The organism is Thalassobacillus devorans MSP14, from assembly GCF_000496835.1.
Lineage (GTDB): Bacteria > Bacillota > Bacilli > Bacillales > Halobacillaceae > Thalassobacillus > Thalassobacillus devorans_B.
Window position 1 is genome coordinate 1,376,472 of the sequence record NZ_KI543236.1, and the last position, 23,568, is coordinate 1,400,039.

The following is a 23,568-nucleotide window of genomic DNA, read 5'->3' on the forward strand; positions in this document are numbered from 1 at the left end:
CTCCTGGACTGATTTATTCATTAATGCTATTGATATCTTTTGAATCTAGTCAGGATTTATTCATTAAAATAACGCCAGTGCTAACATCTTACATATCTGTCAGATACCGTGATGCTGCCTTGAAAAGAAAATAATTCGTTTATCACTTGTATCAATTCCTTATCATAACCATTGCCTCTCTCCCCCGAAAAATTCGTGGAAAAATAAAAATCATGCCTGCATAGACATGATTTTTTCAACTTTCTATTCAGCTTTTGTATGGACATTGGGATAATTATGGTTAGCCAGATTGATCTTCCTTATCCCGATATACCAAAGAACTGCCATAAAAGGAATCATCAGATAAATCCAGGCATTGGCAGTGGTGGAAAGGATCATATCATATAATCCATGTAAACCAACCGGTATCAATAAAGCTAGCAAGAGGCACAATTTTTTATAATAGGTGTTAAACTTAGCTTTTCCAATATAATATCCCATTAATATGCCGAACAATGCATGAGAGGATACTGGGAATACCGCCCTCCCCCATGCATATTGAGTACCGTTCGCTAAAAGATAGATGATATTTTCTACCGTAGCGAACCCAAGGCTGATTGCGACCCCATAAATGATGCCGTCATAAGGATGGTCGAATTCTCTATGTTGATAGACAGCAAATAAAAAAATGAACCATTTTATAAATTCCTCCAGCAGCCCTGCTAGTATAAATGACTGGGAATACGGGGATTGCAAGAGTCCTTCTACTTGAAAAGCATATTGTATAAACATGATCGGGAGCACCAGAAGCGCTCCCAGCATGAAAGTACGGAATATCAATGGGAGCGGCTCTAATTCTATCCTTTTATTAAAATAAACGAATGTCATAATGGCTGCCACCGGGGCAATAGCCAGTGTAAACAGGGATATCATCGATAGCTCCTCACTTTCCATCCAGGTGATTTAATCGTATCATGGAAAGGAAAGAAACGGAACATTAGAAAAAGCAGGTGATTAAATATGAAACGGATTATGATAATCCATACAGGCGGAACGATTTCGATGAAAGAAAATAAAGCGACAGGAGAAGTCAATACTGATGGCCGTCATCCCTTACAGGAACTTAATGATATGCTGGGGAATGTAGCTGAAATCGAGGATGAGGTGCTTTTCTATATCCCTTCCCCTCATATGACACCCATACACATGCTGCAACTGGGAAGAAGGATTCATGAAAAGCTTGCTTCTAAGGAAATTGATGGGATTGTCGTCACCCATGGTACAGACACCTTAGAGGAAACCGCATATTTTTTAGATCTGTTCCTGCAGACAAGAAGACCTGTAGTGATGACAGGAGCAATGCGCTCCAGTAATGAAATCGGTGCCGATGGTCTTTATAATTTGTTGACTGCTATTCGCGTCGCAACCTGCGATGAGGCGCAGGACAAAGGTGTGCTGGTAGTTATGAACGATGAAATCCACACCGCAAAGAATGTCACGAAAACTTCTACCAGTAATGTAGCGACTTTCCAAAGCCCTCAATACGGTCCAATTGGTATAACCACAAAACGTGATGTCTTTTTTCATCATAAACTGAGCAGACGTGATTCTTATCCAATTCAGCAGCTAAGCAAAAATGTAGCCCTGGTCAAAGCCTACGCAGGTATGGATGGTACGATGTTCGATGCATTACGTGAGACGGATATTGATGGGCTTGTCATAGAAGCTCTCGGGCAAGGAAATCTTCCCCCAGCCACAGTGGACTCCATAAAAAAACTGTTGGAAATGAATATTCCGATTGTCCTCGTTTCCCGCTGCTATCAGGGTATCGTGCAGGACACTTATGCTTATGAAGGTGGAGGAAGAAAATTACGAGAAGCAGGCATTATTTTTGCTAACGGATTAACAGGTCCTAAGGCAAGAATCAAGCTTATGATCGCGCTCGAAATGACGAATAACCCAACTGAACTGGCCCCCATGTTTGATTACTGATTAAAGCTTTTTCAGGTCCTGGGAAACAGTCACTGAAACGAAAGAAGAGGCTGGATTTTATAGAAAAAACCAGCCTCTTCTTCTATTTTTCAGCTGCAATCGCTTTAGCTATCTGTTCCCCATGATGACGCCCATTTTCAATGAATATTTCGTTATTATTATAGCCGGCTGCAATAACACCTGCAATATAAATACCAGGTACATTCGTTTCCATGGTCGTTTCATCAAATGCCGGTCGTCCTGTCTTTTCATCCATGTCCACGCCCATTTTGGTCAGGAAACTATGATCCGGCTGGTACCCCGTCATTGCGAAAACAAAATCATTGGGAATCCTGTGTTCCACGCCTTCACATGTATAAACGACCTCAGTTTCTGTTATCTTTTTTACATCAGCGCAGAATTTCATTTCTACTATTTCTTTATTAACCAATGCTTCGAATTCAGGCAGTATCCAGGGTTTGATGCTCTTGGAATAATCTTCGCCACGATAAAGTACAGTCACATTCGCTTCTGCTTTTACAAGTTCGAGAGCGGCATCGACAGCGGAATTTTTCCCTCCGATAACGACAACATTCTTTTGATAATAAGGGTGTGCTTCCTTAAAATAGTGCATCACTTTCTCTAATTCTTCTCCATCAATACCCATCAGATTAGGCTGGTCGTAATAACCGGTTGCTATTATAATATCTTTCGCACTATACGTCAGTTGCTCACCCGAGTTCTTCTTTGTATGAATGGTAAAAGTTTCGCCGGTTTTTTTCACCCCGGTCACTCTTTCATAGGCGTTAACCCGCAACTGCTTGCGTTGGGCTACCGCTCTGTAATAAGCAAGCGCCTGATTCCTTACCGGCTTTTGTCGTTCTGTTATGAATGGCACTCCCCCAATTTCCAACTTTTCACTGGAGCTGAAAAAGGTTTGGTGAGTGGGATAATTATAGATGGAGTTGACGACATTTCCTTTTTCTATCAACAGCGGTTCTATCCCTCTCTCTTTCAGTTCAATAGCAGCACTCATCCCACAGGGACCTGCTCCCACTATGATCACATCTTCTTGTTGCACGACTCTCACTCCTTCAGGCACTAAGAAAACTGAAGAGACTTTTGACTATGCTCTTCAGCCACAGTTAAAACAATTTTGTATTAGGACGCTTTAAGAAACTTTATCACAATAAAATATCTCCTATCAATAACATGATAGGAGATATCAGGCTTAGAATCAACTTATACCCATCCGCGGAATCGGGAAGCTTCCGCCATCTTACGTACACCCACCATATAAGCGGCTAAACGCATATCGACACGTCTCGTCTGGGAGGTGTTGTAAACATTATTAAAGCCTTTGATCATGACTTTATAAAGCTTCTCTTCCACTTCTTCTTCTGTCCAGTAATAGCCTTGATTATTCTGCACCCACTCAAAGTAGGAAACCGTCACACCGCCGGCTGAAGCAAGAACATCCGGTACCAGAAGAATACCACGGTCGGATAAAATTTTAGTGGCTTCCAGTGTGGTCGGTCCGTTAGCTGCTTCTACGACAATTGGTGTTTTGATATTATATGCATTATCTTCTGTAATTTGATTCTCAATCGCTGCAGGAACAAGAATGTCCCCTTCTAATTCCAATAGTTCCTGATTGGTAATCGTATTTTTAAATAAGTTAGTTACGGTACCGAAACTGTCGCGGCGATCCAGTAAGTAATCGATGTCCAATCCTTCCGGGTCATGAAGAGCACCATAAGCATCTGAAATACCGATGACTTTTGCTCCTTTATCGTGCATGAATTTAGCCAGGAAACTTCCTGCATTACCAAACCCTTGAACAATCACCCGAGCGCCTTTCAGGTCTATGCCTTTCTTTTTACATGCCTCTTCAATACAGATAGTTACACCTTTGGCAGTTGCGGATTCACGCCCGTGAGATCCACCTAGCACAATCGGTTTACCAGTAATGAAGCCCGGGTTGTTAAATTCATCGATCCGGCTGTATTCATCCATCATCCAGGCCATGATTTGTGAGTTGGTGAATACATCCGGTGCAGGGATATCTTTTGTCGGTCCGACAATTTGACTGATAGAACGGACATACCCTCTGCTTACACCTTCCAATTCGCGGAAAGACATTTCACGAGGGTCGCATACAATGCCGCCTTTACCACCGCCATAAGGAAGGTCTACGATTCCGGCTTTCAAACTCATCCAGATGGAGAGTGCTTTCACTTCTTTTTCACTGACATTCGGGTGAAAACGAACTCCGCCTTTAGTCGGCCCTACCGCATCGTTATGCTGAGCTCTGTATCCGGTGAATATCTTGATCGAACCATCATCCATCCTCACCGGGATTCGAACCGTCATCATACGTACAGGTTCCTTCAACAGTTCATATACTTCACCTGGATACCCTAATTTATCTAAGGCTTTCCTTATTACAGACTGGGTGGATTTCAAAACGTCCAACTTATCATTTGCAGCATCTGCTGGCTTATCGGCTACCATCAGTTTACCTCCTATATCGATCCATTCACTATCATTAACAACTATGCTTTCAGTGATTAGTATACACCTTCATTACGAATATGCAAGCAACAAAATCAGGACAAAAAATAGCTTTTTAATTACAATGAAAGCGGTTACGACTCATGCTATCATTTCTTGATGGAAAGCTCAACAAATCGCTCGACCATCTCCTCATAACTCCAGCCGATTTTCTTAGCTGAGTCAGGAAACAGGCTGGTCGGCGTCATACCCGGAAGGGTATTCACTTCCAGAATAACAGCCTCATTTTCATTGGTCACTATAAAATCCACCCGCGAGTACACATCACAGCCTAATAATTGATGAGCAAGAACAGCATGTTTTTGCAGTTTTTCAGTCATCTCTTCCGGTAATTGAGCAGGGACTATATGTTCACTGCCACCCGGCTGATATTTTGATTCAAAATCATAATAATCACTTTTAGGGATAATTTCAATTACTGGAAGAGCCTGTTCTCCTCCTTGTTTACCTACAACCGGAACTGTCATTTCTCTTCCGGCGATATAATCTTCCACCAATATCGTGTCATCGGAATGGATCGCTTTTTCTACACCCTCTTCAATTTGGACAATATCTTTCACGATTGTTAAACCCAGGGTGGATCCTTCCTGATTCGGTTTGATAACAAATGGAGGTTTGAAATCTTTCTTGATCGCCTCTGAAATCTCAGTTAGTGTATTGGCGTTCACCTGATAGGTCTTGCTTCTTGCCGTAGCAATCCCATATTGACTGAAGATCTGTTTCGACTTGGCCTTATCCATAGCAAGGGCTGAGGCCAGTACCCCTGAACCTACATAGGGAATTTCCAGCATATCGAGTAAGCCTTGTATTTTCCCATCTTCTCCATATCGTCCATGAAGCCCGATAAATACTAAATCTACATTCAAATTAAGTATTTCATTCAATCGGTCCGGGTGAAAATCTATATCCACCACTTCATGTCCATTTTTTTTCAACGCATTTATGATTCCTTTACCAGTGGATAAGGATACTTCCCTTTCTCCGGAAGTCCCACCATATAGAACAGCTATTTTCAACGAATACACTCCCATCAACGATTACCTTCTTAACATTATATTCCCTACAATATTAACATGTTCGTTGGAAACCTTCTATTTCTTTTTGAATAGGTGCTGTTAAATCTCTGTGCTGATTTTATCATCAAGCTTTTTTTCTGAAGACTCAAAATAGATATGGTTGGAGACTTTACCATAAGAGGAATGAGATGGTCCGGTAAACGAAGCTTTCCAGATTCAATTCATCCGGAAGAAGGAGCACAATCAAGAAAAAAATGAACGGTAGTAAGAATCCGTTCATTTTTTATTCGGGTGTGTTATTTATAAAATAATCATAAACTTGCTTTGCGGCTTGATTACTCATTACAACCTTCCCGTATTCGCACAATCTATGGGAAGTCACAATACTTGGTGTACCGAATTCAGACATCAATGCAATGATTTGCTCTCTGTTTAGTTCCTGTATGTCCTCTTCTTCTAATTTCATATAATAATAATCTTGATAATGTACAATGCTTCCACCAACTACACCCAGATTATACAAACGGCGAGAGACTTGTATGATATCCTCAAACTCCAGGAATGAAAAAATCAACTCTTTACTTTCATCCAAAGTAACTTTCATCTCGATATAGTCTTCATCCTCATCCTGATAATCGCGGTCGGTCTGAGTCACTACGATGAACATTCCTTGCGCTTGTAAAAGATAAACCTGTACAAGCAATGTACCATCCAGTTCAAAACCCAGTTCATCACTGGCTTCATACATCATATCACTGAATAATTGGTGCACGCGGGGTAAATCATGCCACAAATCTTCCTTAGTCAACCCTCTCTCAATCAAATCGTCGAAGGTAAGGAATATTTTAAATTTATCGTTGGACATTCTCTCCAAACGCATCCCATCGCCCCCTGAAGCTATCGGTTTATCTTTATCTTATGCTATTATTCAACTTTTGGTGCCCTTTAATGCTGCTTTCATACGTCCAATCTGAAGTGCTTTACTCTCTATATTAAAAAACATATAACTGGTTATATCAACGTGCCTCCAGCCATTTCAACCAATCCTCTTTCGTAGATCCGACAACAAAACGACCTGCTTTTGTCCTATCCTTTGCAGGCAGCTGGTCAAAGGCATAACCTCCAAGACCTATTTTTAAATCAGGATTAGCTTCCTGCAAACGTTCTGCCATTCTTATAGAAGCAAGTACATTCTTTTTTAATGTTGCTGATAAAAATAAATAAACAGGCTCTATATCGTCTACAATCCTGTACATATCTCCTTCAGCAATACTTTGACCAAGATACACCACTTCATAACCTTGTCGTTTCAAGAAGAGAGCAAATATCAGCAAACCTAGTTCATGCTTTTCATCCGGTCCGCATACCAGTACTGCTTTTGGCAAATAGGGCGCAGACGGGATGGACAACAGCAACATACCAAGCCTGGATCTTAGGAAATTGGTTGCAAAATGTTCATGTGCACTTGTTATATCATTTTCTTCCCACCGGATCCCTATATTAATCAGAAGTGGACTGATGATATCAATTGCAACCATTTCCGGTGTATATAAGCTGAAAGCATGATCAAGATGCTTCTGAGCATTTTTCTCGTCAAATGATAGCAAAGCATCTGATAATTGCTGTGATAGTCTGGATAACTCTGTATCGTGATCATCACCCTGTAAATCATTGGAAATATCATGGTGATTATTCTCATATAATGAAACTGCCTGAGAAATTGTAAATCCCTGATCCACTTTAGCAATTAACCATTTTAAAGTACGGACATGGTGTTCCGTGTAAAGCCGATGTCCTGCATTATTACGGACAGGACGTATGATTTGGTACCTTCGCTCCCACGCTCGCAATGTACCGGGTTGGACACCGAGGATGTTAGATATAGCTTTTATGTTGTATTTGCCTTTATCCGCTGACATGAGCCTACCTCCATCTGCGCTGTTTTTTTCAATTATATCCGAGTGAGGAAGGCTGTGCAAAAATTGTATACTGACTTTACAACCTTTGCACAAAAATTATTAGTTGTTTACTGTGAGGACATGGCATTCAGCTCTTGTCCCTAAACGGAAAGGAATCAAACGGGTGCCATATCCTTCACTTATAAAAACCGGAGTCTCATCAATATTTTTCATACCGCCTCGCTGCCTCAAACCAAGCCCCATGAAACGGATTTGACCTCCATGGGTATGCCCGCTTAGTACCAGGTCCACCTCTTCTTTCTGTTCTGCGGGCAATTGATGGAACATAGCCGGATCATGAATGACCAATAGTTTGCACTCACTTTGCGTATCGATAAAAGCAAATTCACTATTTTCCTCATGATGCAGGTAGGTGTCGACACCCAGTAAGCTGAACGTATCACCAGTCTCGGAAGTAAACTCAACAGCAGAATTGCCAAGAATATGGACTCCCTCATCTAACAAGGTTGCATCTAAATCGTGGTAATCCCCTTCATAATCATTGTTACCCCAAACAAAATAAATAGGAGCTTTCAACATTTTCAATCGCTTGATATTCGTTCGCACATGATCCATGGAGACGCCGTTCTCGATCAGGTCTCCTCCGATTACTACAAGATCGACCGGAAGTGTGATAGCTTCTAACGTATCTTTTTTAACAATCCTTCTGTGAAGGTCAGATATAAAGAAAATACGGACGCCATGGAAGGAAGAAGGAAATCTGTCCAATTGGATGAGGCGTTCATCCAGAAAATCTGCATAAGCTTTCCGGTACATATAAAACAGCAATGCTATAGCCGCTGCTATCAGTAGAAGCAATCCGGTGAAAACGTACAACATCCTAACCTCACGCTCCTGTATATTTTAGAGAATAAGTAATAAGTTGCTAAAGGATGATATCATCCTATCAATTTAGAAGAGTATTGTACCATTTATGAGCACGTAACAGAAAGAAATCCCCCTTCCTGACCAGATTATGTCAGGAAGAGGGAAAAAAGAAGAGCTAAACTTCTTTTATATCCAAAACTCTAAAGCCTGTTTTCTCAAGCTTTCTGGTAAACTTATCGATATTATCGCTCGGGTCTACTTTCAGGACAATGCGCCTGGCCAGTTTATCTGTCTCATCAAATGTAGCTAAAGAAATCACATTTTCATGATATTGTTTCAGGATGTCACCTAACCGCTCAATTCTACCTTCCGATTCCTCTGAAGTAAAAGCTATTCGTATGCCTTTCCGTTTCACCCCAAATGCACTTTCAAATTGCTCCAATACATCTGCACGAGTCACCAGCCCGAGGAATTTCTTTTCTTCATCCACCACCGCTATGACCGAAAACCCAGTAAACGCAGGCAGCGTCCGCTCAAACACTTCATCTTCTTTTATATAAAGATCTTTTTTCTCCACTAAATCGTTTGCTGAAGATTCTGTAAGATAAACATCCTTCGATTGATTACTTTCAAAATACCCTTTATAAATAGTTTCTTTAGATAACATTCCAATAAAAATATTCCCATCCAGCACAGGCACAGCCTGAATATCATGATGCTCCAAGATAGAAATAACCGAGTTCAAGTCATCTCCTATTTGGGCTGTAAAGCATTCATGCGGGTGCTTCATCATACTTTTCACAAACATCATCATCACTCCAACATATAAGATTGACTATCATTATTTATTATTCGACTTTGTAGGACAAATTTCCTTCTTTAATCTTGGTATAGGACAGCCTTCCATGCTCATACACTTGCAATAGTCTTTGTTAAGGAAGGTGATGAAAATGTATACCCAGCAGAAATGCTATCGCCCATTTTATGGTCCAATGGATCCTTGTCCCCCAACCGAAGTGAAATGTTACTCCACCCCGCCTCATCTATATATGCCATTCCAGCCCCCGGGATTGCAGCAATTCGATCCAAGGGTTGCATTAAGAAAAGGAACGTTATGGCCTGCTCTGTTTGATCCATATCCTAAACCTGAACCTTATAGAGAGGAGGGGAAATGATGGCGGCCATCCCCCCTGAATATTATCACCAAATGGAAGCCATCCAGGCAGTCGACTTTGTATTGGTAGAACTGACATTATACTTGGACACTCATCCTAACGATAGGGAGGCTATCGAACAGTTCAATGCCTGTGCTAAGGAAAGCCGAAGATTAAAGAAAAACTTCGAACAACAATTCGGTCCGTTGATGCAATACGGAAAAAGTTATTCAGGCTATCCCTGGCAGTGGGATGATACACCTTGGCCATGGCAGGTGTAAATAATTTCAAGCGGAGGTGATTCTTTGTCATGTGGTATTACGAAAAGAAACTTCAATACCCGGTAAAGGTCAGCAGTTGTAACCCCCGGCTGGCAAAATTCCTGATTGAACAGTATGGTGGTGCTGATGGGGAATTGGCCGCTGCTCTACGTTATTTAAATCAGCGTTATTCGATACCTGATAAAGTTATCGGTTTACTTACAGATATCGGTACAGAGGAATTTGCTCATTTAGAAATGATTGCTACGATGGTGTATAAGCTTACCAAAGACGCTACACCAGAGCAGATGAAAGAAGCAGGCCTGGGAGCACATTATGCAAACCATGATAATGCTTTGTTCTACCATAATGCTGCAGGTGCCCCCTGGACGGCCACCTATATCCAGGCAAAAGGTGATCCCATCGCTGACCTCTATGAAGACATTGCCGCAGAAGAAAAAGCACGTGCTACTTACCAGTGGTTAATTAATATGTCTGATGATCCTGATATTAATGATAGTTTAGCATTTTTACGAGAACGTGAAATCGTCCACTCCCTGCGCTTTAGGGAAGCTGTTGAAATCCTTAAGGAAGAAAGAGATAAAAAGAAATTCTTTTAAATTATCAATGATCTCTTCAACAAAATAAGAAGACCTGCAGGAAGAGCAGGTCTTTTCTTTATTTGACATGTAAAGCTGGCATTCTCCCTCCCATTTTAAAGCGAATATAAAAAGCCAATAATAAGTCAATGACAAAGTGGGCTGACATAGTAGCCAGGAGATTCCCTGTTATCTCATACATATAGCCAATAAAGAAACTGACAAATAACACCGAAATTAATAGTACAAACTTTTTTAAATAACGTATATGCATCACCGCAAATGTGATACTGGCGATGTAATAGCCAAATTCCGCATGAAGCACTCCCCTGAACAACATTTCTTCACTGACCGCTACCAGCAAGGTAATACCGACGATTCCACGTACCGAACGGTTCTTAAACACCTTCATATTTATCCCGCCGTCATCATAATACTTTGGAGGGACAACCTTCATTAATATCAAATCGATTGCAACTACTATCAAGCCAGGAATGAGTCCATAGATAAGGATCTCCCTCATTGAAGGATGAAACTGACTGGCCCAGCTGTTCCAATAAGAGTCAAATAACAGCCAGCTTCCAATAATACTTAAGCAAACAATGATGACTTGGGTCAAAACGAGATGGAAGGTTACCTCTTTATCTGACATGGTGTTAATCAGGTCTGATTGCCTCGGTTTATTCATGCTTGTCCCCCAGTAAAAATATATCTCTCAATCGTTCATTCCAATCTTGTTGAATCATGACAGCCTCCTTCTGACCGAATGTGAAATTCTTCCAGTCAAAGCCGCAAAAATCACAACAGGGAACGACAGGTGTTTTCAAGGAGGTTTGGAAAGGTTGATATAGGCTCTTTCTCCGGCATCCCTGACGATGGACCCAACTTATCAGCTCTGAAAATTTAGCCATTTTATATTGGAACCTATTCTCCACCTGGTTTGTGAGAAATGTATGAAAATCTTTCCATTTATCCCGGTTAAAGACGATCGTTTGCTGATACAGAAGATGGTGCTGGTGACAATGATATTTAATGAATCTCCATTGTGTTTCGGTCAATTCCAATTCTTGTTGTACCAGTTCATCAACTGGAAGTTTTGCTCCACTCTGATAGAGGTTAAATAAGTAATTCAAAGTTTTCTGTATATCTGGAGCTTCGGGGAGTTCACTTTGTATCAGCTTTTTAGGAAGATAGTCATCCGATGGAGAGTAATACACCACACTAATACTATGTTTTCCATCACGGCCGGCTCTGCCTATTTCCTGAATAAAAGATTCTGTTTGGGTCGGCAGATGAAAATGAATGACATACCGTATATTCTTCTTATCTATTCCCATTCCAAACGCGCTGGTACAGCAAATGACATCCAGCTGATCATTCATGAATTGTTGTTGAATCAATAACCGGTCAGACTGTTCCATTCCCCCATGGTAGAAAGCGACTCTCTTATCAGGTAAATTGCTTGATAGCTCACCAGATGCCTTTTCAGCCCACTGCCTGCTTGAAAAATATATCATCGTTGGAGCATGCTGATATTTTAACAGTTGTTCGATTTTAACCAATTTTTCGTTCGGATGCTCCACATGCTCTATTGCAAAACTTATATTCTCCTTATCCATTGCGTATATATGGGATTCCATATCTGTCATCCCCAGCTGGGTAACGATGTCCTTCTGTACTTCTGGTGTAGCTGTTCCGCTTAAAGCTAATACGGTAGGTCGATTGAATGTTTCAATCACATTCGCCAGCTTCAAATAATCTGTTCGGAATTCATGGCCCCATTGTGATATACAATGCGCTTCATCCACTACAAATAACGAAATCGGTAAAGTTTTCAATCGCTCTTTTACTAGAGGGTTTTGCAATATTTCCGGAGAAACATAGACTAACTTATAATGGGAGAGTTGACTTAGCAACTGCTTCTTCTGCTCTTGTGATAGAAAGCTGTTTATAGCTGTAACCCTTTTAAACCCTTTCGCCTTCAATGCTTTGACCTGATCCACCATCAAAGAAACCAATGGGGATACCACAACGGTCACCCCTTCAGCCAACATTGCCGGCAATTGATAACAGACAGATTTACCAGAACCTGTAGGCAAAATGCCTAAGGTATCCCTGCCATTCATGACATCTGAAATGATTTCCTTTTGACCGGTTTTAAAAGTATCGAAACCAAAATAATGTTTCAATTCTTTTTCCAGTGAACGATTGCTCATATTTTTGCCTCGCTTTTTTGATGCTGCATTCTTGCTTGTACAAGCCTGATAAAGAAATAATCGAATTTGCCCCGTAGGGCGTCATGGATACTTTTTAATTTATTTGTTTGCAATTCATCCATCACTTGTGAAATTTCTTTTACTTCCTGCTCACTGACAAACAAGGATACAGGAAAATCCGGTTGGACAAGAGCCATCTCCACCACGTGATCGTGGATCGTACTCATTTTCAATCGGCGTCGTTCACTGATTGTCTCCAGATCCATTCCCTGCTTAATAAATAAATAAGTTTTTTGTGCTGAGTTTGTAATCAAGTGACTGGTCTCTTTTTCTTCAACAAAAATAGATAACGATGGGTAGGTACCCGGCTTGTTTTCAATAGCTTGATAAAGATGATGCAGGAAATGTTGAATGTGTAAATGGACATTATGTACCGGAAGATGGAACATATCTGCCAGCTGCTGTTTACTTAGCCCAATCAGCCCCGCTCCTGTGAGACGATATGTGAACACGGCTGCCTCTTCCTCGTTTACTTCGCTTAATAAACTGTATAACTCATGATAAATGGAGTGGATATGATCCATGAGATGCGTTTTATTCGCTTTATAATTCATCTTCACCCATCTTAATATATCATTCCGATCCGTGATTGGAAGAAATTGCTTGTTTCCTTTTTTCATATTCGTAATGGTTTGAATATACAAATAAAGACGTTCCTCAAATAATCCTATTTTTTCGTGGAGACGGATTCCATTAAAATATAACGGTTCCCACTCATTTGATAACCGGCCCAAATGCTCATTTCCATAAGCCGTCAGTTCAGGTCGTTCATCTTCGGATTTTATGAAGATTTTTCCTTCTTCCTTTAATTGATTTATAGCATGAAACAACTCTATGCGCTCCAATGGTTTATAAATAGCAAAGAAATCGGTAAGCTGATAAGCATGGGCATCCTGCAGCGTTTGAGATGAACGCTTTCCTACAAGCAGATTATAGATACCTGCTGCCGTCCGCTCACCATTTATGCTATTAATACAGCGCAGTAAAATATATTCAAACACTCGCATCCCCCTTACATCCTGACTCACATATTCAACTTACTACATCCTGCTGTTTGTTAATAGTGATAAAAGTCACACCAAACCGCATAACTACAAGGTTTGTGAGCGATTTTGTTGTTGAAAAATTTCTAAGATAGCAGTACAATACATTTAAGGCGAATGTTCCTAGAGAGATAAAAATTAATCACTTGTATAATTTATTTTTAGGGATCTGTATTTTTTAGGAGGGAATGTGCTATGGCTAAATACACTATTGTTGATAAAGAAACATGCATTGCATGTGGTGCTTGTGGAGCAGCTGCTCCTGATATTTACGACTACGATGATGAAGGTATCGCATATGTAGTGCTTGATGATAACGAAGGCATCGTTGAAATCCCGGAAGTTCTGGAAGAGGATATGGAAGATGCATTCGAAGGGTGTCCTACAGACTCCATTAAAGTAGCCGATGAACCATTTGAAGGGGACCCGGTAAAATTTGAATAGTAACGTCAAGCCCCTCTGAATGAGGGGTTTTTTCATTTCTCTTACCCAAAGCCATATAGCCGAAATTCATCCCTATATACCATACTTCCATTCTATCACGAATGCAAAGCCTGGTGAATTTAAAGGCGCGTATGATCTAGTCTTCAGCAGCCAGCGGCATGGAATAACCATTAAAAGAAACGTTCAAAGTTCTTCACTCTGAACGTTCTTGTGCTGTGGTGTTTATTCTTCAATGGATATGGGATTAACCGCTTCAGGCGTAGCTATCGGCTCTGTAAAATCATAGGTACGGATGCCTGCAAAAGGCAGGCCTTCAAATTGCACTTGTTCATACCCAAAGCTGGCGGCTGTTGCGAGGAGAGCTTCAATCATAGTCATTGCTTTCTGGTTCGCTTGCAGCTGGCCTGTAGTTTTAACGCGTATCAATAATTCATGGCCGGAATTTTCATTCACATCCACTTCTACACCGTCGGGCAAAGGTGAATAGATATACTCTCCTCCCCCAGGGCTGGCCATAATCTCAACAGCCTCATCTATAGAAGCATTTTCATTTAATTCAATTGGTGCTAACAAGATTGGATTTGACTCGCTTGAGCGATAAATTTTATAACTTACCTTTTGATCAGGAGAAACTTTCATGGATTCTACTATTCCGTAATTACCCATTTCAAAAGGGCGTCCATCTTCATAGCTAAGTTTCACTTCTGATACCCCATACTGACGGAATACATGTTCAATACTTCTTTGGAGAATAACATCCGAGCTGGAACCTTGCGTTTGAAAATCTTTCGAAAAAATGATTTCACCAGTTTCTCCTTCTGCGATAATCTCCGCTCCCTCAAGAGGAAAAAAGGAGACTCCCAGCCTCTCTGCTATTTTAGCTGCTGAGGCTGTTACTTTTCGAAAGACAGCATTGCTATCTGTACCCTTAATGGTTAGCGGAATGATGTGTTCGGCATTACTTCCTGCTGCTACGGAAGCTACATAGTTTGCCCCTTCATCCATTTCGAACACCAGGTGACTTTCAAAATCGCTTACAGGGAGGTTCTGTTCTGTGACTTTTCCTTCATCCTGAGTTTCAAACAACTCCGCAGACTCTTCAGTATTTTCAGATATTCCTGACTCGGTTGCAGCCTCATAGTTCTGTGATTCTGAAGAATTCAATTCGTCGTTTGATCTGTTCATCATCATAGCAGGAGTGATGATGGCTGCCAGCAGGAGGACCGTAATGAAGGCGAAAACAGGCAAAAAATCAGATTTCTTCTTATCAGGTTTACTTTCTTTCATATGAACAGAAATTTTATCATACAGTTCATCTTTTGCCTGGTGATCATGGATCGCAGGCATCTGACCCAGCTGTCTTTGTAAATCGGTATCGTTCTTATGATCATTTTGCTTCATTACGTTTCCCCTCCTCTCTATGCTCTGCTGCCCATTTCTGTAAAAGTTTCAAACCACGATGCTGGGTAGTTTTAACTTTACTCAGTGTCCACCCTAATATATCAGCGGTCTCCTGTATGGACATGGATTGTATGTATCGGAGTATAATCACACTTTTTTGATCGACTGATAATTTCTCCAGATAATGATATATTAATTGAATGTCCTCATTCTTTTCTGCTATCTCTTCAGGCAAAGGCTGATTGTCAATTAACTGTTCCCCTTTATTATCCCAGTCAAAGAATTCCAACAGCCGTTTCCGCTTTCTGGTCTGTTTCCGAAAGAAGTCAATGGTTACATGACGTGCTATAGAAAAAAGCCATGTCTTCTCGCTGCTGTCTCCATTAAATTGAGTGTAAGAATCCAATACTTTTATATATACTTCCTGAACAAGATCTTCTGTTTGTTCCCGATTTTTAACCATATAGAATATAAAATTAAAAAGATCCTGATGATATTTTTCATAAAGCGATTCATACACCGGCCTCACGAATGTTTACCTCCCGTTCTCTGAATTAGTCGTTTTATGTAAAGGAAAAGTTACACTCTTCATCATAAGCCTAAAAACAAAAAATACCAACCTGAAATCGGCTGGTATTCATACAGGAATCCATTGATTATAATAACGTCTAAATAATCGGCTGAGTACTGGGTATAACATGACAATGAAAACCACATTACCTGCTGCGTGGTAGATATCAAAGGGCAAGCCTGCTAAATAATATCCCCAGAATGAACCTGAAAATTTATACATTGTAACCGATAGCACAAAGCCATAAAAGAGCCCGCTAAAGGCGCCGAATGCTGCCAGGACAAGTAACGGAATGTTAGACCAATATTTTCCGATCAGCCCGCTCATCAAACCGATTCCAGCCCAAGCCATTACTTGCCATACTGTCCAGATCCCCATTCCGAGGAACACGTTGGAAAGAAAGGTTGTCAGTAAAGCTAATATCACGGCAGACAGGGGGCCAAGCCAAAAACCGGCAATAATGATTATCGCGGTTACTGGCTGGACGTTTGGTAAAAAAGCAAATGCATACCTGCCGACCACGGCGAGGGAAGCAAATAATGCAATTAAGGTAATTTTATAGGTATTCATATGCATCATTCCCACTTATGAAAATCAAATTGGAACGTGTCATCTGCTTCTACTTTATACTCCTCAGCTCCTACAGAGGCACTCTCCCCATTGATGGTAAAAAACCAGGCCTTCTGCTCCCCTTCTTTTGCTTCGATCCCTTCTATTTTTGTGACAAAGCCATCTTTTTCTTCGACATCATCAAAGTTATTTTTAAGTACCTCCATAAGCGTTGTACCCGCTTTGACTTCCAGTTCTTTCTCTGCTACAATTTTTTCTCCATTTTTCTTTGAAACTGTTACTTTTACGGGTACTTCCTGTTGCTGATCCTGTGTTTGGGCGTCAGAGGATTCACTTCCCGAATCTGCCTGACATGCTCCTAGTACAACTGCACTCAACATGACTGCCAAGATCATTTGCATCATTCTTCTCATTTCGACCATCCTTTCACCTTTAATAGGTTTCAATGCTTTTGGATTGTGAAAGTCAGATTGACAACCACGGCCTCCATTCCATACAAAAAGCCCATTCCTTCAACAAGAATGGGCTAAGACTAACCAGTATGAATGTTTACTAAAAAAATACACACGATTCGACCGGTTGTCTCAAACAGCTCAATCCCCGAAGCTTTGAAACGGTGAATTAAGGCAGGTCTACTGGCTTGTGCGTTTACCTACTACGGACCCTTCCCATACAACTATGTGTACAGTGGTCTGCCCGGTTCGTGGCACTTACAGTTGCGAGGACAGCTTTGGATTTTCACCAAATTCCCTTTTAATCCCACTCAGGAGCACCTTAACTCTGAAATATTAAATTCTAATGTAATGTTACCATAACCAGAAAAATTGTAAACCAGTTGTTTCACAGGGAACAAGATTTTATTACAAATCTTGTGAATCTTCGCTAATATCAGGCAAGCGAAAAGAAAAAGTCGTGCCAGTACCTTCTTTGCTATGAACAGCAATGGTACCCTGATGCGCCTCCACAATGTTTTTAGCAATAGCAAGACCAAGTCCGGTGCCTGCCTTGCCTTTTTTTCTTTTTCGCGATTTATCTGCTTTATAAAACCGTTCAAAAACAAAAGGCAGATCCTCTTCCGGAATTCCTGTTCCTGAATCTTGGACAGCAGCATAAAGACCCTCTTCCGTATATTCCATATGAATATCGACATTACCATCATCACGGGTATGACGGATAGCATTATCAATCAAATTTGTAAATACTTGTTCAATACGGTCCGGATCAAAACATTTATCTCCAAGATCATCCGAGGCATTAAGTCTTAGATTAATCCCTTTATCTTGGGCTAATCCATGGAATTTTCTCGTTATTTTTTCTAAAAAAGGGCGGACTTCCACTCTTTCTTTATTCAGGGTGATATGCCCAGCTTCCATTCTGGCAAGATCTAATAACTCGTTAACAAGTCTACTCATACGCTGAGATTCTTCGTAGATGATCTGAGCAAGCTCATTTTTTTCTTCTTTACTTTCTGCAATATCATCCACTATCGCTTCGCTGTACCCTTGCATCATGGAAATCGGCGTCCGAAGTTCATGAGATACATTGGCAATAAAATCCTGCCTTAGTTTATCAAGCCGCCTCTCTTCAGTCATATCCCGAAGTACAGCGACAGCTCCACGTACATAATCCTTATCATATAACGGAGTCATGATAATCACCCAATTTCTCCCCTGGGTATCCATTTCAGTCATAACTTCCGTTTCCGTATCAATTACCTGATTGAAAATATCCTTCACTTTATCTGGTAGGATGAGATAATCATCTTTATTGCTTATTTCAGAATTTCCCTCTTCATATGCCCAAGCCTGGAGATACTGTTCTGCAGGCGGATTGGTAATCAGAATTTCCCCTTGGCGGTTAATGGTGATGACTCCATCCGCCATGGAACTGAGAATACCTGATAATTGTTCTTTTTCCTGGTTCAAGGCATTTATATGAAATTTCAACTGCCGTCCCATTCGATTGAAAGCCATCGCAAGTTCTCCGATTTCATCGTGCGTAAGGATGGGTATCTTGGTATTGAATTCTCCTTTTGCCAATTCCAGCGCACCTTCCCGCATTTTGATCAGAGGGGCAGTGATTCGAGTAGATAAAAAGAATGCAAATATAGTAGTTAAAATGATTGCAATACCTGCACCCAGAAAGATGATTTTTGTTGTCTGCATAGTTGTTTCTTCCACAATATCAAGAGACTGATAAACAAAAACTCCTCCATAATCACTGCTCAAAGGAGTTCCTACCACCATAACACCATTCTGAAGATTATCGATATCAGCGATTTTTTTTACTTTTTCTTCCCCTGATAATACAGAAGATAATTCATTATCTTCTTCAATCCATTGTTGATCTATATGCGGCAAGTTTCCTTTAGCGGATGAACGCCATATATCATTCTTGCCAAATATAATCACCACGCGGCTGGAAGGATCTTTCACCCGGGAAGATGTATCCAGAATAAGGTCTCTGTCATCATATTCCTGAACGATTTCTGATACTTTATCGGCTGTCTGAAGCAATTCCCTTTCTGCTTCCAGGATATGATAATTCTCAAAAAACTCCAGCAAAAGAACAGTTAAGAGGAAAAGAACGAATGAAACCAATAATAATATAGTGAACCAAAGTTTACCTACTACACTTCGCCAAAACATCAGTCACCACTTACCTCGAACTTATAACCTACACCCCAAACCGTTACAATCATTTTAGCTGCATCTTTTGAGACCTTGCTTAATTTTTCTCTTAACCGCTTGACATGAGTATCAACGGTTCGTAAATCACCAAAAAATTCATATTGCCAAACTTCTTTCAATAAATGCTCCCGTTCAAATACCTTATCCGGAGCTTTTGCCAGAAAATGCAATAGTTCATATTCTTTAGGTGTCAGTGTGACTTCTTTACCGTCTGCCGTCACCCGATGTGCATCATTGTCTATCGTCAAATGTGGAAATACCAGTACATTATTAGCAGATGTCTCAGTCTGTAAAAATTTAGTTGAAGATGATCTTCTTAAAATAGCTTTTACCCTTAGTACAACTTCCCGCGGGCTGAATGGTTTGACGATATAATCATCCGCGCCTACCTCAAACCCCTGAACACGATTGCTTTCCTCTCCTTTTGCAGTAAGCATGAGGACAGGAGTAGCTTTCTTTTCGCGCAGATCTTTACATACTTCGATTCCGTCTTTACCCGGCATCATGATATCCAATAAAATGACATCATAATCAACAGTCAATGCCTTTTCCAGTGCTTCATCCCCATCTTCTGCCTCTTCAACTTCAAAGTTTTCTCTTTCCAAATACATACGAATCAGGCGCCGGATTCTTTCTTCATCATCTACCACCAGCACTTTTGCTTCTTTTTCCATTTTGATTGCCCCCTCTTCCATTCCATGTCTTTCATTTCTATTCATTGTATCCTTTTTCCTTTAAGCATAACAAAATATCATTATGTAAACGAGAGACCATCAGAGAAAAGCATTCTCTAATGGTCTTCTTACTAAGCATAAGAATGTAACCCCGCAATAACAAGGTTGACGGCAATCAGGTTGAACATGATAATCGCAAATCCTCCGACGGCAAGCCAGGCCGACTTTGTGCCATGCCAGCCCCTGGATAGACGGAGGTGCAGGAAAAATGCATAGAACAACCACGTGATCAATGCCCATACTTCCTTCGGATCCCAACCCCAGAAACGATTCCAGGCCTCCTGCGCCCAAATCATCGCAAAAATTATTGCCCCTAAAGTAAAGACTGGAAAGCCTATAGAAACCGCACGATAGGATACTTCATCTATCAGATCAGGGTTGAATTTCTTCAATTTAGGCTGCAGGGCAGCAGCCACGCGCTTTCTCAATAGCAATCGGACGATTCCATAAAGTACTAATCCACTTAAAAGAGACCAAATCAGCGTGTTAAATTTACGGGCAGCGTCTTGCCCTCTCATCCATCCTGGAGCTTCAAATACAGGCTGCATTGCTCCTTCTGTCTGCAACTCTCCGCCATTTGGGCCAGCAATGGCAGGCATCTCGTACTCAACATTCACGATCTGTTCTTCAACAGGAGCCTGAAATTGAGCTTGATAGTCCATTGCACCGAATGTAGTAGTCATAATGATGAAGCCGAGCGTTGAGAAAATCGAATAAATTACAAATTCAAGCCAGAATGTATGTTTTGAACTTTTCGTTTGATCGATTTGGCGTATTAAAAAAATCAATCCGGCGACAAAGCTGATAGCAAGGATCGCTTCACCGACAGCTGCTGTCGTTACGTGGATATAAAGCCAATGCGACTTAAGCGACGGTACCAATGGCGATATTTCTCTCGGAAACATACTCGCGTACGCGATAATCAGTAAAGCGATAGGCAACGCGAATAATCCGATTACATCCAGCCGGTAAATGAAATAAATGATAATAAACGCCATCACGAGCATCATGCCAAAAAACGTAGTGAATTCAAACAAATTACTAACCGGTGCATGCTGACTGGCTACCCACCTCGTAAAGAAGTAGCCGAGCTGGGTAATAAAACCTGCAATAGTCAAGGAAATCCCTATCGTACTGGCTTTCCCCCTGTTACCTGTTTTCTCGTTACGAATAGTACCCCCAAAGAAGAAGGTAGCAATCAAGTAAAAGAAAAACGAAGCATATAATAAATTACTGCTGATCGTTACAAGATCTCCCATATTCATCCTCCTACACCCTTTGCAGTAAAGGGTTAACCTTTTAGTTGCTGTTGGTCTTCCGGCATCTCAATTCCTGTATCCTGTATCGACTTCTCAATATCCCGTTTGAGGCCGTACCAATTCTTATTTGTATGGCCGGCGATCCATACACCGTCTTCTGTAGGCTGGAGCCAAATCCTTCTATGGTTCCAATACATCCCTTGTATGACACCGATCATGAAAATCAAACCACCTACGCCCATAAACGGTAAAGTGTAATCTTTTTTGACAGCCAGACCGGTTACATCACGAGTATCGAATCCCGCCAGATTTAGTTTGTAATCATTTTCGTTGGTAGGATCAATATTCATTCCGATTCCCGCAAAACTAACTTCCGGCTCCCCGCCATCAGGTGGGTATACATAAAACACAAACGCCGGATTCTTTGGAAACTTGGATTTCGAACGAGGTTGATTTCCATCCATGTAATATTCAGGAAAGTATTCATCGATGACTACTCTTGCCCCGCTATCCAGTTTATACTCCATCTTGGGTGCGGTAAGGTCAACAGTGAATTTACCCAATACAGCTGATTCGTCGCCTGTTTCATGCAGAGTAAATGACATCGATGAAAACTCATCCAGCTGAAAACTGGATTGATATAAAGCAAATCCGCCAAACTTGGCTGGTTCGTTTACAACAATCTTTTCTCTCGACAACACTTTCAATTCCGGCTCCGCACCTACCACATCATTGTTTGTACGCTCATAAATGACTGCATTCGTCTGATAATTGCTCGCCACTGGTACGTTTTGGTTCATAAGAGCTTCCTGGAAACGTTTATCTTCCTGAGGATCATAATTTTCCAGGATGAAATCCTCGTTTTTCACATAATATTTACCACCTGTTGATGGAACGACTTCTGTCTCCCCTTCTCTAATCCAAACAAAGTCATCGATATACATGGATGGCAGAAACCTCAATAAAGCACCTAAAAGGAAAATAATCAATCCAATGTGATTTACATAGGGGCCCCAGCGGGAGAATCGGCCTTTCTCTGCGAGAATATGCCCCTCCTGCTCCCGAACTTTATAACGATTCTTATGCAAATTGCTTTTAAAAGCATCCATGTCCACATTGGCTTTTGTTTCACCAAAAATACGTTGCCGCTTCAAAAATGTATGATGGCGTTTCGGCTTTTGTTTTTTTAATGCTCTATGTAGAGGTACGACCCTATCTATACTGCAAATCACCAATGATACACCTATTAAAGCGATCATCATCATAAACCATAGGGAACTGTATAGATTGTGAAAACCCAATTGATAATAAATTTTCCCGGCCAAACCATACTGATCCTCATAAAAGGTAACCGGATTGGCACCTGGGGGAATATACATCTCCTGCGGAAATATTGTCCCTAATGAGGAGGCTACTAACGTAATAATGATCAGCCAGACCCCAACTTTGACGGAGGAGAAAAAGTTCCAAACTTTATCCACTATACTCCGGTTATAAGTCTGCGAACGCCTCGCACTTCCTTCATAACGCATATTCAGCAGGGAGTCTTTTTTATTTCCATCAATATGCTGGTTGCCTTCAATCGGCTTCCCGCAGGCTTCACATAAAACAGTACCTTCCGGGTTGACATGCCCGCATTCGCACTTGATTTTTTTCATAGATAAAACCTCTCTATATCTAAGACTTAAGCTTCTGGCTGAATCTCTTTCAAATGTTCTTCCAGCTTTTCTAATGTCAATGGTCCAATCACTTTATCTACAACGTTCCCATTTTCATCGATAAAGAAGGTAGAAGGGATTGGACTTATTCCATATAGATCCATCACTTGTCCATTTTTATCATGAAGATTGGTAAAAGTAAGGTTATATTTATCAATGAAACGATTGACTACCAGTTTCGTTGAGTCAAGATTCACCCCAACTATTTCTACCCCTTTTTCTTTATATTCCGGGTACAGTTCCTGCATATATGGCATTTCTTCTTCACATGGCTTACAATATGTAGCCCAGAAATTAAGCATAACACCTTTGCCTCTGAAATCTTTCAACGACTTACGTTCTCCGTTAGTCCCGAATTGTACAAGTTCAAAATTAGGGGCCTTATCCCCTACAGCCACTACCGCGTCATCCTGTGAGAGATTACCTATAATCGCAAATACCACTAATCCTACCAGGACAGCAAGAACCAGTGTCCGGAAAATCAGCCTGCGGCGCTTTTTCTTGGTTTTATCCATTTTGTATC

General features: G+C 40.9%; 25 protein-coding genes and 1 riboswitch. Of the genes, 5 read left to right on the top strand and 20 right to left on the bottom strand.

Translation table 11 applies throughout. From position 1 onward, the window contains the following. Positions 1-243: 243 nt before the first annotated feature. Positions 244-912 (bottom strand): glutamic-type intramembrane protease PrsW, encoded by a 669-nt coding sequence (prsW, locus tag P855_RS0107875; RefSeq protein ID WP_028783057.1) that lies wholly within the window; start codon positions 910-912, stop codon positions 244-246. An 87-nt stretch (positions 913-999) separates the two neighbouring features. On the opposite strand from prsW, the gene P855_RS0107880 reads away from it, so the two are divergent. Continuing rightward, on the top strand, positions 1,000-1,971 hold the full coding sequence (locus P855_RS0107880) for an asparaginase (protein WP_028783058.1): 972 nt from the start codon (positions 1,000-1,002) through the stop codon (positions 1,969-1,971). An 82-nt stretch (positions 1,972-2,053) separates the two neighbouring features. On the opposite strand, the gene P855_RS0107885 is transcribed toward P855_RS0107880, so the two are convergent. The 7 genes from P855_RS0107885 to P855_RS0107915 all read right to left on the bottom strand — a co-directional run bounded on the left by P855_RS0107885 (position 2,054) and on the right by P855_RS0107915 (position 9,134). Continuing rightward, complete coding sequence (locus P855_RS0107885; protein WP_028783059.1) at positions 2,054-3,031, bottom strand: YpdA family putative bacillithiol disulfide reductase; 978 nt, start codon at positions 3,029-3,031, stop codon at positions 2,054-2,056. 161 nt (positions 3,032-3,192) lie between these two features. Then, entirely contained in the window at positions 3,193-4,464 is a 1,272-nt protein-coding gene (locus tag P855_RS0107890) for a Glu/Leu/Phe/Val family dehydrogenase (RefSeq protein WP_028783060.1), read from the bottom strand. A 149-nt stretch (positions 4,465-4,613) separates the two neighbouring features. Further along, positions 4,614-5,540, bottom strand: coding sequence for a D-alanine--D-alanine ligase (locus tag P855_RS0107895; RefSeq protein WP_028783061.1), 927 nt, complete (start codon positions 5,538-5,540; stop codon positions 4,614-4,616). A 283-nt stretch (positions 5,541-5,823) separates the two neighbouring features. Beyond that, positions 5,824-6,420 carry a genetic competence negative regulator gene (locus P855_RS0107900; protein ID WP_028783062.1) on the bottom strand — a complete coding sequence of 199 codons (597 nt, stop codon included), beginning with the start codon at positions 6,418-6,420 and terminating at the stop codon, positions 5,824-5,826. Positions 6,421-6,556: 136 nt separating this feature from the next. After that, on the bottom strand, positions 6,557-7,459 hold the full coding sequence (locus P855_RS0107905) for a MerR family transcriptional regulator (RefSeq protein ID WP_028783063.1): 903 nt from the start codon (positions 7,457-7,459) through the stop codon (positions 6,557-6,559). A gap of 99 nt (positions 7,460-7,558) precedes the next feature. After that, a complete protein-coding gene (locus P855_RS0107910; RefSeq protein ID WP_028783064.1) occupies positions 7,559-8,338 on the bottom strand; it encodes a metallophosphoesterase in 780 nt (259 codons plus the stop codon). Positions 8,339-8,501: 163 nt separating this feature from the next. Continuing rightward, positions 8,502-9,134 (bottom strand): HPP family protein, encoded by a 633-nt coding sequence (locus P855_RS0107915; RefSeq protein WP_028783065.1) that lies wholly within the window; start codon positions 9,132-9,134, stop codon positions 8,502-8,504. 142 nt (positions 9,135-9,276) lie between these two features. On the opposite strand from P855_RS0107915, the gene P855_RS21770 reads away from it, so the two are divergent. Genes P855_RS21770 through P855_RS0107930 form a run of 3 tightly spaced genes read left to right on the top strand, consistent with a single transcriptional unit; the run spans position 9,277 to position 10,360 of the window. Continuing rightward, on the top strand, positions 9,277-9,501 hold the full coding sequence (locus tag P855_RS21770; RefSeq protein WP_084315641.1) for a spore coat associated protein CotJA: 225 nt from the start codon (positions 9,277-9,279) through the stop codon (positions 9,499-9,501). Next, positions 9,501-9,761 (top strand): spore coat protein CotJB, encoded by a 261-nt coding sequence (locus P855_RS0107925; RefSeq protein ID WP_028783067.1) that lies wholly within the window; start codon positions 9,501-9,503, stop codon positions 9,759-9,761. Before P855_RS21770 ends, P855_RS0107925 begins: the two co-directional genes overlap by 1 nt. Before the next feature lie 29 nt (positions 9,762-9,790). Beyond that, complete coding sequence (locus P855_RS0107930) at positions 9,791-10,360, top strand: manganese catalase family protein (RefSeq protein ID WP_028783068.1); 570 nt, start codon at positions 9,791-9,793, stop codon at positions 10,358-10,360. Between the two features lie 58 nt (positions 10,361-10,418). Here the strand turns inward: P855_RS0107930 and P855_RS0107935 are convergent, their stop codons facing one another. Genes P855_RS0107935 through P855_RS0107945 form a run of 3 tightly spaced genes read right to left on the bottom strand, consistent with a single transcriptional unit; the run spans position 10,419 to position 13,616 of the window. After that, positions 10,419-11,027 (bottom strand): CPBP family intramembrane glutamic endopeptidase, encoded by a 609-nt coding sequence (locus tag P855_RS0107935; RefSeq protein ID WP_028783069.1) that lies wholly within the window; start codon positions 11,025-11,027, stop codon positions 10,419-10,421. Further along, positions 11,020-12,555: a RecQ family ATP-dependent DNA helicase gene (locus P855_RS0107940; RefSeq protein WP_028783070.1), complete on the bottom strand. Its 1,536-nt coding sequence runs from the start codon at positions 12,553-12,555 to the stop codon at positions 11,020-11,022. The genes P855_RS0107935 and P855_RS0107940 overlap by 8 nt, the downstream gene beginning before the upstream one ends. Continuing rightward, positions 12,552-13,616, bottom strand: a complete 1,065-nt coding sequence (locus P855_RS0107945; RefSeq protein ID WP_028783071.1) for a helix-turn-helix domain-containing protein — start codon at positions 13,614-13,616, stop codon at positions 12,552-12,554. Before P855_RS0107945 ends, P855_RS0107940 begins: the two co-directional genes overlap by 4 nt. A 237-nt stretch (positions 13,617-13,853) precedes the next feature. On the opposite strand from P855_RS0107945, the gene P855_RS0107950 reads away from it, so the two are divergent. Beyond that, positions 13,854-14,102 carry a ferredoxin gene (locus P855_RS0107950; RefSeq protein ID WP_028783072.1) on the top strand — a complete coding sequence of 83 codons (249 nt, stop codon included), beginning with the start codon at positions 13,854-13,856 and terminating at the stop codon, positions 14,100-14,102. Between the two features lie 222 nt (positions 14,103-14,324). On the opposite strand, the gene P855_RS0107955 is transcribed toward P855_RS0107950, so the two are convergent. The 9 genes from P855_RS0107955 to resA form a co-directional block, all read right to left on the bottom strand. Further along, entirely contained in the window at positions 14,325-15,503 is a 1,179-nt protein-coding gene (locus tag P855_RS0107955) for a hypothetical protein (RefSeq protein ID WP_028783073.1), read from the bottom strand. Further along, on the bottom strand, positions 15,490-16,032 hold the full coding sequence (sigX, locus tag P855_RS0107960; RefSeq protein WP_028783074.1) for an RNA polymerase sigma factor SigX: 543 nt from the start codon (positions 16,030-16,032) through the stop codon (positions 15,490-15,492). The genes P855_RS0107955 and sigX overlap by 14 nt, the downstream gene beginning before the upstream one ends. Before the next feature lie 108 nt (positions 16,033-16,140). Then, positions 16,141-16,644 carry an ECF transporter S component gene (locus tag P855_RS0107965; protein WP_028783075.1) on the bottom strand — a complete coding sequence of 168 codons (504 nt, stop codon included), beginning with the start codon at positions 16,642-16,644 and terminating at the stop codon, positions 16,141-16,143. Positions 16,645-16,649: 5 nt separating this feature from the next. Beyond that, entirely contained in the window at positions 16,650-17,057 is a 408-nt protein-coding gene (locus P855_RS0107970; RefSeq protein ID WP_028783076.1) for a DUF4430 domain-containing protein, read from the bottom strand. Between the two features lie 194 nt (positions 17,058-17,251). Next, positions 17,252-17,436, bottom strand: a riboswitch (cobalamin riboswitch). Positions 17,437-17,504: 68 nt separating this feature from the next. Continuing rightward, positions 17,505-19,292 (bottom strand): ATP-binding protein, encoded by a 1,788-nt coding sequence (locus tag P855_RS0107975; protein WP_028783077.1) that lies wholly within the window; start codon positions 19,290-19,292, stop codon positions 17,505-17,507. After that, the gene (locus P855_RS0107980) at positions 19,292-20,008 is read right to left on the bottom strand and encodes a response regulator transcription factor (protein ID WP_028783078.1); all 717 of its coding nucleotides are present in this window, start codon (positions 20,006-20,008) and stop codon (positions 19,292-19,294) included. Before P855_RS0107980 ends, P855_RS0107975 begins: the two co-directional genes overlap by 1 nt. A gap of 131 nt (positions 20,009-20,139) precedes the next feature. After that, positions 20,140-21,327 carry a c-type cytochrome biogenesis protein CcsB gene (gene ccsB / locus P855_RS0107985; RefSeq protein WP_028783079.1) on the bottom strand — a complete coding sequence of 396 codons (1,188 nt, stop codon included), beginning with the start codon at positions 21,325-21,327 and terminating at the stop codon, positions 20,140-20,142. A 32-nt stretch (positions 21,328-21,359) separates the two neighbouring features. Continuing rightward, the gene (resB, locus tag P855_RS0107990) at positions 21,360-22,985 is read right to left on the bottom strand and encodes a cytochrome c biogenesis protein ResB (protein WP_028783080.1); all 1,626 of its coding nucleotides are present in this window, start codon (positions 22,983-22,985) and stop codon (positions 21,360-21,362) included. Positions 22,986-23,011: 26 nt separating this feature from the next. Further along, on the bottom strand, positions 23,012-23,560 hold the full coding sequence (gene resA / locus P855_RS0107995; protein WP_028783081.1) for a thiol-disulfide oxidoreductase ResA: 549 nt from the start codon (positions 23,558-23,560) through the stop codon (positions 23,012-23,014). Between the last annotated feature and the right edge of the window lie 8 nt (positions 23,561-23,568).